This window comes from Albidovulum denitrificans (genome assembly GCF_002973535.1).
In the GTDB taxonomy this organism is placed as follows: Bacteria; Pseudomonadota; Alphaproteobacteria; order Rhodobacterales; family Rhodobacteraceae; genus Albidovulum; species Albidovulum denitrificans.
Window position 1 is genome coordinate 203,698 of the sequence record NZ_PVEP01000001.1, and the last position, 7,355, is coordinate 211,052.

Genomic DNA, 7,355 nt, shown 5'->3' on the forward strand with positions numbered 1-7,355 from the left:
CCCTAGTCCTCCAGCACCTGAACGGAGCCGTCGGCGAAGCTGACACCGACGCGGCTGCCCTCGGCCAGCACGCCCGCGCCCGTCGCGTCGCTTTGCTGGCGGGCGACGATGGCGGTGCCGTCGGCAAGGGTCAGGTGGACATGGCTGTCGGTGCCGAAATAGACGGATTCGCCCACCGTCGCAGGCAAGGCTCCGTCGCCTTCGGCCCCTATGCGCACATGTTCAGGGCGCACCGCGATGGTATGATCGCCGGTCGGCGCATCCGTGGCGACCGCCAGCCGCGCGCCGCCCGCGACGGTCGCGACGCCGCCCGCAATGGTGGCGGGGATGAAATTCGTCTCGCCGATGAAATCGGCCACGAAGCGGTTGACGGGGCGGTTGTAGATCTCCCTCGGCGGGCCGACCTGCAAGAGATGCCCCGCGCTCATCACACCGATCCGGTCGGACATCGTCAGCGCCTCTTCCTGATCGTGGGTCACGAAGATGAAGGTGATGCCCAGCTCAAGCTGCAAGCGCTTCAGCTCCACCTGCATTTCCTTGCGCAGTTTCAGGTCGAGCGCGGAGAGCGGTTCGTCGAGCAACAGCACCTCCGGCTCGGGCGCGAGCGCGCGGGCAAGGGCCACGCGCTGCTGCTGTCCGCCCGAAAGCTGCTGCGGCTTGCGGTCCGCCATCGCCTCAAGCTTCACGAGGGACAGGACACGCTCCACCGTGCCGGCGATCTGCGCGTCGGGCCGCCCCTTCATCTTCAGCCCGAAGCCCACGTTTTCCCGCACGCTCAGATGCGGGAAAAGCGCGTAGCTTTGAAAGACGGTGTTGATCGGGCGCTGGTTCGGCGGCTGGGTGGAAATGTCCTGCCCGTTCAGCAGGATCTGCCCCGATGTCGGTGTCTCGAACCCCGCGATCATGCGCAAAAGGGTGGTCTTGCCACAGCCCGAGGGGCCGAGAAGGGTAAAGAACTCCCCCTTGCGGATCGCGATGGAGACATTGTCCAGCGCCGTGACGGCAAAACTGCCCGACCCATAGACCTTCCGGGTCGACCGCGCCTCGATCGCATAAACCATTCACATCCGCTCCCCAGCCCCAGTCGGGATAAGGATGGACCAGCCCGACGCGAAAAGGCAAGCGGTGTGTGACGCGGCCGTGTCGCCTGACATTGCCCCGGCGCGGGGCGTCAGGCGGCGGCCCGTGCGGCGGTGCGGGCCAGGACCGACAGCATGTCGGACCGCGTGACGATGCCGACGATGCGTTCCCCCTCTATCACCGGCACCGCCTCGGCGCGGCCGTCGTCGAGAAGCGGGAGGAGGTCGCCGACCGGGCTTTGCCGCGTCACCGTGGGCAGGCCCACCGACATGATGTCGCGGGCGCGGGGTGCATTGCGCGCCGAGGTGCCGGAAAGCCGGGTCAACGCGGCGAAAAAGCCGCTGTGGCTTTGCCGCGCGGCGCGCCGGGCGCTGCGGATCAGGTCGATCTGGAAGATCACGCCCTCCAGCCGGTCATCGCCCGTCACCACCGGGATCGAGGTGAAACCATAGGTGCGGAAAAGCGCCGCCACCCGCCCCGCGGGCGTGGTGGGGGAGACGGTGACAAGATCGCGCGACATGACCTCTTCGCAGGTCTGGTTGCCAAGCTGATGGGCGGCGGCCAGTTGCTCTGCCGCCGCGATCAGGCGGCCAAGGTCCTCGACGCCAAGGTTGCTGGCCTGCCGGTTCGCCTCAAGGATCTGGCGAAGGTCCTCGGGGTCAAGGCCAAGGCGCTGGCCGGGTGTCTTGTCGGCGGTGCCATGCGGCCCGGCGGCGTCGGGCTGGCGGAACGGATAGACCCGGCCCGTCAGCCGGTGCCAGACCATCGCAAGCCCGACCAGAACCGCCGTCCCCGCCATGACCGGCGCGAAAACGAAGCCGAAGCCCAGCCGGTCGATCATCTCGGGCGACAGCGCCGCGACCAGCGCGACGGCCCCGCCCGGCGGATGCAGGGACCGCGTCAGCACCATGGCGAAGATCGCCAGCGCCAGCGACAGGGACACCGCCAGAACCGGTTCGGCCATGACCGACAGCACCAGAACCGCCATCAGGGCCGAGATGCCGTTGCCGACCACTGCCGACCAGGGCTGGGCCAGGGGGCTGTTCGGGACCGCGAAAAGCAGCACTGCCGAGGCACCGAAAGGGGCGATCAGGATCAGCCCGTCCCATCGCGGCAACCAAGGCAAAAGCAGCGCCGCGCCGAAGACGGCCAGCGCCAGACCCGCGCCGACGGGACCGCGCGCAAGGCTGGCCGGCGTCGCCCGGCCCACCGCCGGTCCAAACGCCGAGAGCGGGTGATGCACCCGTGTGTCGTGGTTCCCGTGTGGCGGCATGACCGGCCCTGTTTCGCGCCGCGCGACCCTGATGGCAACGCGGGCAAAAGTCCAGACGGGTTTTGAGGCGGGCCGGGTGGCCCGGATCACTCGCTTTCGACGATGATGATGGTCGGCCCGCCGATATGCTCGGCGCGCCGTTCGGCGGCCTCGACCGCCGCACCGCGTTTGAGGCGGAAGATGTCCACGAACCCCTCGGGGCCGCTGACCTTCCAGCCGTCATTGGGATCGCGTGAGACGCGGTCTACATGGATGACACAGATCTCCGCGCCATGCTTCGGTTCGAACTCGTCCTCACGCAATACACCCTTCCATCCGGCTTTACCGGGTTTTCCAATCAATTGCCTGCTTGAGGCGTTGAAGATCGCGCTCTTCCTGCCGCTGGGACAGGAGCTCCATGATCTTGCGAATGAGTTTCATTGTTATCCCCCTGGGTACACGCCGGTAATCCGGCAGGGTCCTGTGTCGCACAGAGGCCGTGAACCGGTGCTGAAGTCGGCGTTAATGATGGGTTAATCGGGGGTGGGCTATGCAGGGGACAGAGTGTGAACCGGACGGCGGTGCCGGGGCAGGGGCGACCCTGTCCCGGCATCGTCATTTCCGGGGGCTGTATTGTTGGGCTTCCGGCGTCAATTTGCACAACCCGCCCGCATTGTTGGCATAGCCCCGCTCTCCGGCGGCGCGAATTCGCCCGGTCGCCGCCCCGGTCCCGGCCATCACCTTCCAAACCCCATCCGGCGCGGGTAGAGATCACCCTGACGGAGCCCTGACTCGATCTTCGAGTTTCCAGAATGGCGGGTTTGACGTGTTGGTGACACTGGCCGGAACGATTCGGCCCCTCTGCGGCCACGCATCGGCGGCGGTCCGATGAACGGCGCGACGGTCTCCGGCGCCGGGGAACGGGGCGCGACGCTGCCGCGCGTGTCGGTGGTGATTCCCGCCTATAACCTCGCCTGGCTGATCGGCGACACGATCCTCTCTGTCCGCCACCAGACGCTGAACGATATCGAGATCCTCGTCATCGACGACGGCTCGACCGACGATCTGGCCGCCGTGCTGGCCCCGCACATCGCCGAAGACCCGCGCATACGGGTCATCCGTCAGGACAATCGCGGCCTTGCCGGGGCGCGCAATCGCGGGCTGGAAGAGGCGCGGGCGGGCTATGTCGGGTTCATCGACGCCGACGACATCTGGCACCCGCGCTTTCTTGAGGAAACGGCCGCCGCGCTGGACGCGGACCCCGCCGCGCCCTTCGCCTTTGCCTATTCCTTCCGCTTCGATCTGGACAACATGGTCTTCGGCCCGCCGCTCTGGCGCAGCCCGCCCCGGCATGACTTCACCGGGATGCTGACGCTGAACGTCGTCGGCAATGGCAGTGCCGCGCTCTTCCGCGCCGGTCCCACCCGCGCGGCGGGCGGCTTTGATGAGGGGATGCGCGCCCGTGACGCCTGGGGGGCGGAGGACTGGAAGCTGGGCCTGAAGCTTTGCGCGCAAGGCACGCCCGCGCTGATCGCCAAGCCCTATGTCGGCTATCGTTTCGTGGCCGAGGGCATGTCGCAGGGCGACCCCGCGCGCCAGATGCGCGCCGTCCGCGCCGTGATGGCCGACATCGCGGCAGAGTTCCCCGCCATCCGCCGCCGCCAGATCGCCGACGGTCAGGTCACGATGAACGGCTGGCTTCTGGGCGCGTTCCTGGCCAGGAAGAAATACGGCACCGCCCTTGCGATGCTGGTGCAATCCTATCTGCTCAACCCGCTCTGGTTCACCAACCCCTCGCTGCGCGAGCTTCACCGGATGAAGCTCAGGGTCTGGTACGGCAACCTGACCGGCTCGCTGCCCGGCAAGGTCCCGGTCGAAAGCTATCGCTACGCCGGCACCGCGCCCTTCGCCTTCATCCCCCCGCCACCCCGGCCGCGCCCGCGGCCACGGGCCGCCTGAGAGGAGCGCTACGGAGCCATGCGAATTCTCATCACGGGCAGCAGCGGCCTTGTCGGCGCCGAACTGGCGGCGTCCCTGCGCGCGCGCGGGCATGAGGTCGTTGAATACGACATCGCGCGCGCCCCCGCCGATGGCGCGGTCGAGGATATTCGCGACCTGCGCACCCTGGGCGACCGGATGCGGGGCTGCGACGGGGTCTTTCACCTTGCCGCCGTCTCCCGCGTCGCCTGGGGGGAGAGGGACCCGGATCTGTGCCACAGCGTCAATGTCGAAGGCACCCGCCGGGTGATCGAGGCGGCGCTGGCAGAGCCGCGCGCCCCCTGGCTGGTCTTTGCCAGCTCGCGCGAGGTTTACGGCGACCCCGACATCCTGCCGGTGACCGAGGATGCGCCGATGATCGCGGCCAACCATTACGGGCGGTCGAAGGCGGCGGGCGAGGCGCTGGTCGATGCCGCGCGGGGCCACGGGCTGCGCACCGCGATCATCCGGCTGTCGAACGTGTACGGCACCGCGAACGACCACCCCGACCGCGCCGTGCCTGCGCTTCTGACCGCCGCGATGCGGGGGCAGGAGTTGCGGATCACCGGGCAGGACGTCTTCTTCGACTTCGTCCATGTCGCGGATTGCGTCACGGGGATGCTGAGCACGATGGAGCGGCTTGAGGGCGGCGTGGCCGACCTGCCGCCGATCCAGTTGACAACCGGCATCCCGACCAGCCTGCGGGATCTTGCGCAAAAGGCCTGTGCCGTGGCGGGGCGGGAGGCCGACATCGTCACCCTGCCACCGCGCAGCTTCGACGTGCGCGGCTTTTGCGGCATCCCGGCGCGGGCCGGGGCGCTTCTGGACTGGCAGGCGCGGATTTCCCTCGATGAGGGGCTGGCGCGGCTGCACCGCATCCTCTCCGCGCAAGAGACCGCAGCAGAATAGAGCATTTCGGGTTTAAACTGGCTCAGAATTCGAACTTATTTCGTTCGAATTCCGATACTTGCTTTCCCAACGCAAACCCGAAGCGCTTCAGGCGCTACGCCCCGCCGGGATGGATGACCCATCTGCGGGGCGGCGCCAGCGGCCCCTTCGACGCGGCCCCGCTGACCTCAAGCGCGTAGGCGTCGGCGTGGTAGTCATAGGCATGGCTCCAGTCGCTTTGCCAGAGGCCAAGGCTGATCGTATAGCTGCCCGGCGACAGGTCGAGCCTGTCAAGCGTCAATTCGATCACCTCGCCGCCCGTCAGATCGGGCAGCGCGACCCCGTCGACCTGGCTGTTGGTGTCAAAGCAAAGCGCGCCGCCCGCGTCGGTGATCGTGATGCTGAAGAAGGCGGACGGCACCGGGCGGGACACATCCACCCGCGCCTGAACGGTCACGCCCTGTCCCTGCGCGACGCTGCCCGTCACCGCACCTTCCGGCCCCAAAAGCCGCACCCGGTCCAGCCGCAGCTCGCCCGAGCCGATGCGGTTTTCCCCTGCGATCAGCGCGCGGCCCTGAAAGGTCATCTCCTGCGGCCCCTCGGGCGTCAGGCGGCGGCTGGTTTCCATCAGCGTCGCCTTGTAGGCGCCCACCACCTCTACCGCGCTGCCCATGGCCCGCACCTCGCCATGGTCAAGCCAGATCGCCCGGTTGCAGACCTGCTCCACCTGACCCATGTCATGCGAGATGAAGACGATGGCGCAACCCTCGGCCCGGAACCGGTCGATCCTTTCGATACATTTGCGTTGGAACGCCGCGTCGCCGACCGCCAGAACCTCGTCAATCAAAAGGATACGCGGGCGGACATGGACGGCGGTCGCGAAACCAAGCCGCAGGCGCATCCCGGCGCTGTAGGTCCGCACCGGGTCGTCGATAAAGGGGGCAAGCTCGGCAAAGGCCACGATTTCATCGAACCTGTCGCGCACTTCCGACCGCAACAGCCCGGCCAGCACGCCGCTGATGAGGATATTCTCCCGCCCCGACAGGTCGAGATGCATCCCGGTATTGAGGTCGAGAAGCCCGTTCACCGGCGCCCCCGCCACGACGCGCCCTTCATCGGGCCGCATCACGCCCCCCAGAAGCCTGAGAAGGGTGGATTTCCCCGACCCGTTATGGCCGACGATACCCAGCATTTCCCCTGGCGCGACCTCAAAGCTGACGTCGCGCAGCGCCCAGAACTGCTCCCCCGCCCGCGCGCCGCGCCAGCCGCCCTCGACAAAGCCGCGCAGGGTCGTCGGATGGCGCCCGCGATGCAGGAACGCCTTTCCCAGCCCCTCGGCTCGCAGGATCGGCGCCATCAGATCTCCTCCAGGAAACGGTCGCTTGATCGGCGGAAAAACCGCAGCGTCAGCGCAAGAAGGATCAGCGCGAAGACAAAGACCGCCGCCACCGCGCCCCAGTCGGGCCAGCGCCCCTCGATCAGCACCGCGCGATAGGCGGTCACCAGCGCCACCAGCGGGTTCAGCGACAGCACCATCCGCCCGCGTTCGGAGACCATCGAGAGGTCGTAGAAGATCGGCGTCAGGAAATAGCCCAGTTGCAGCAGGATCGGCACGATGTAACGCATGTCGCGGAAGCTGACATTCAGCGCGGCGACGAAATAGCCAAGGCCCAGCGTCAGGACCGCCTGCACCAGCATCAGCACCGGCAGCGCCAGATAGGGCAGGGACGGCCCCGCCGCCTGCACCCAGACGAGGATCAGGAGGATCGGGAAGGTCATCAGGAAGGTCACGCCGTTCGACAGGACCGAGGCCACCGGCAGCACGGCAACCGGAAAGCGCGGCAGGTTCACCAGCGTCGCATTATAGGGAATGCAGGTGACCGCCTCGCTCAGGCTGGTCTGGAACCAGGTCCAGACGACGATGCCCACAAGGACATGGGAGGCGTAATTGGCGATGCCCAGGGGCATGATGACGGCGAAGAGGAAGTAGAAGATCAAAAGGAACAGAAGCGGGCTTGCCACCGCCCAGACGACGCCCATCGCCGTGCTTTTGTAGCGCGACTTCTGGTCCCGCGCGATCAGGACCGTCAGCACATCGAGGGCATGAAGGATCTGACGCCTGTCGAAAGGCCGCATCGTGAAAACTCGTGGAAACCTG

Annotated in this window: 7 protein-coding genes; 2 read left to right on the forward strand and 5 right to left on the reverse strand. The window is 67.4% G+C overall.

Annotated features, from left to right (window positions below; genetic code table 11):
- Window positions 1-2: 2 nt before the first annotated feature.
- The 3 genes from LX70_RS01005 to LX70_RS01015 all read right to left on the reverse strand — a co-directional run bounded on the left by LX70_RS01005 (window position 3) and on the right by LX70_RS01015 (window position 2,655).
- Window positions 3-1,061 (reverse strand): ABC transporter ATP-binding protein, encoded by a 1,059-nt coding sequence (locus LX70_RS01005; protein ID WP_105512677.1) that lies wholly within the window; start codon window positions 1,059-1,061, stop codon window positions 3-5.
- A gap of 110 nt (window positions 1,062-1,171) precedes the next feature.
- On the reverse strand, window positions 1,172-2,353 hold the full coding sequence (locus LX70_RS01010) for an HPP family protein (protein WP_105513533.1): 1,182 nt from the start codon (window positions 2,351-2,353) through the stop codon (window positions 1,172-1,174).
- Window positions 2,354-2,439: 86 nt separating this feature from the next.
- Window positions 2,440-2,655: a hypothetical protein gene (locus LX70_RS01015; protein WP_105512678.1), complete on the reverse strand. Its 216-nt coding sequence runs from the start codon at window positions 2,653-2,655 to the stop codon at window positions 2,440-2,442.
- A gap of 565 nt (window positions 2,656-3,220) precedes the next feature.
- Here LX70_RS01015 and LX70_RS01020 point away from each other — a divergent pair.
- Window positions 3,221-4,291 (forward strand): glycosyltransferase family 2 protein, encoded by a 1,071-nt coding sequence (locus tag LX70_RS01020; protein ID WP_105512679.1) that lies wholly within the window; start codon window positions 3,221-3,223, stop codon window positions 4,289-4,291.
- 18 nt (window positions 4,292-4,309) lie between these two features.
- On the forward strand, window positions 4,310-5,218 hold the full coding sequence (locus LX70_RS01025; protein WP_105512680.1) for an NAD-dependent epimerase/dehydratase family protein: 909 nt from the start codon (window positions 4,310-4,312) through the stop codon (window positions 5,216-5,218).
- A 94-nt stretch (window positions 5,219-5,312) separates the two neighbouring features.
- On the opposite strand, the gene LX70_RS01030 is transcribed toward LX70_RS01025, so the two are convergent.
- Together LX70_RS01030 and LX70_RS01035 are read right to left on the reverse strand one after the other, a co-directional pair.
- A complete protein-coding gene (locus LX70_RS01030) occupies window positions 5,313-6,554 on the reverse strand; it encodes an ABC transporter ATP-binding protein (protein WP_105512681.1) in 1,242 nt (413 codons plus the stop codon).
- Window positions 6,554-7,333, reverse strand: a complete 780-nt coding sequence (locus LX70_RS01035) for an ABC transporter permease (RefSeq protein WP_170076091.1) — start codon at window positions 7,331-7,333, stop codon at window positions 6,554-6,556. The genes LX70_RS01030 and LX70_RS01035 overlap by 1 nt, the downstream gene beginning before the upstream one ends.
- Window positions 7,334-7,355 lie beyond the last annotated feature (22 nt).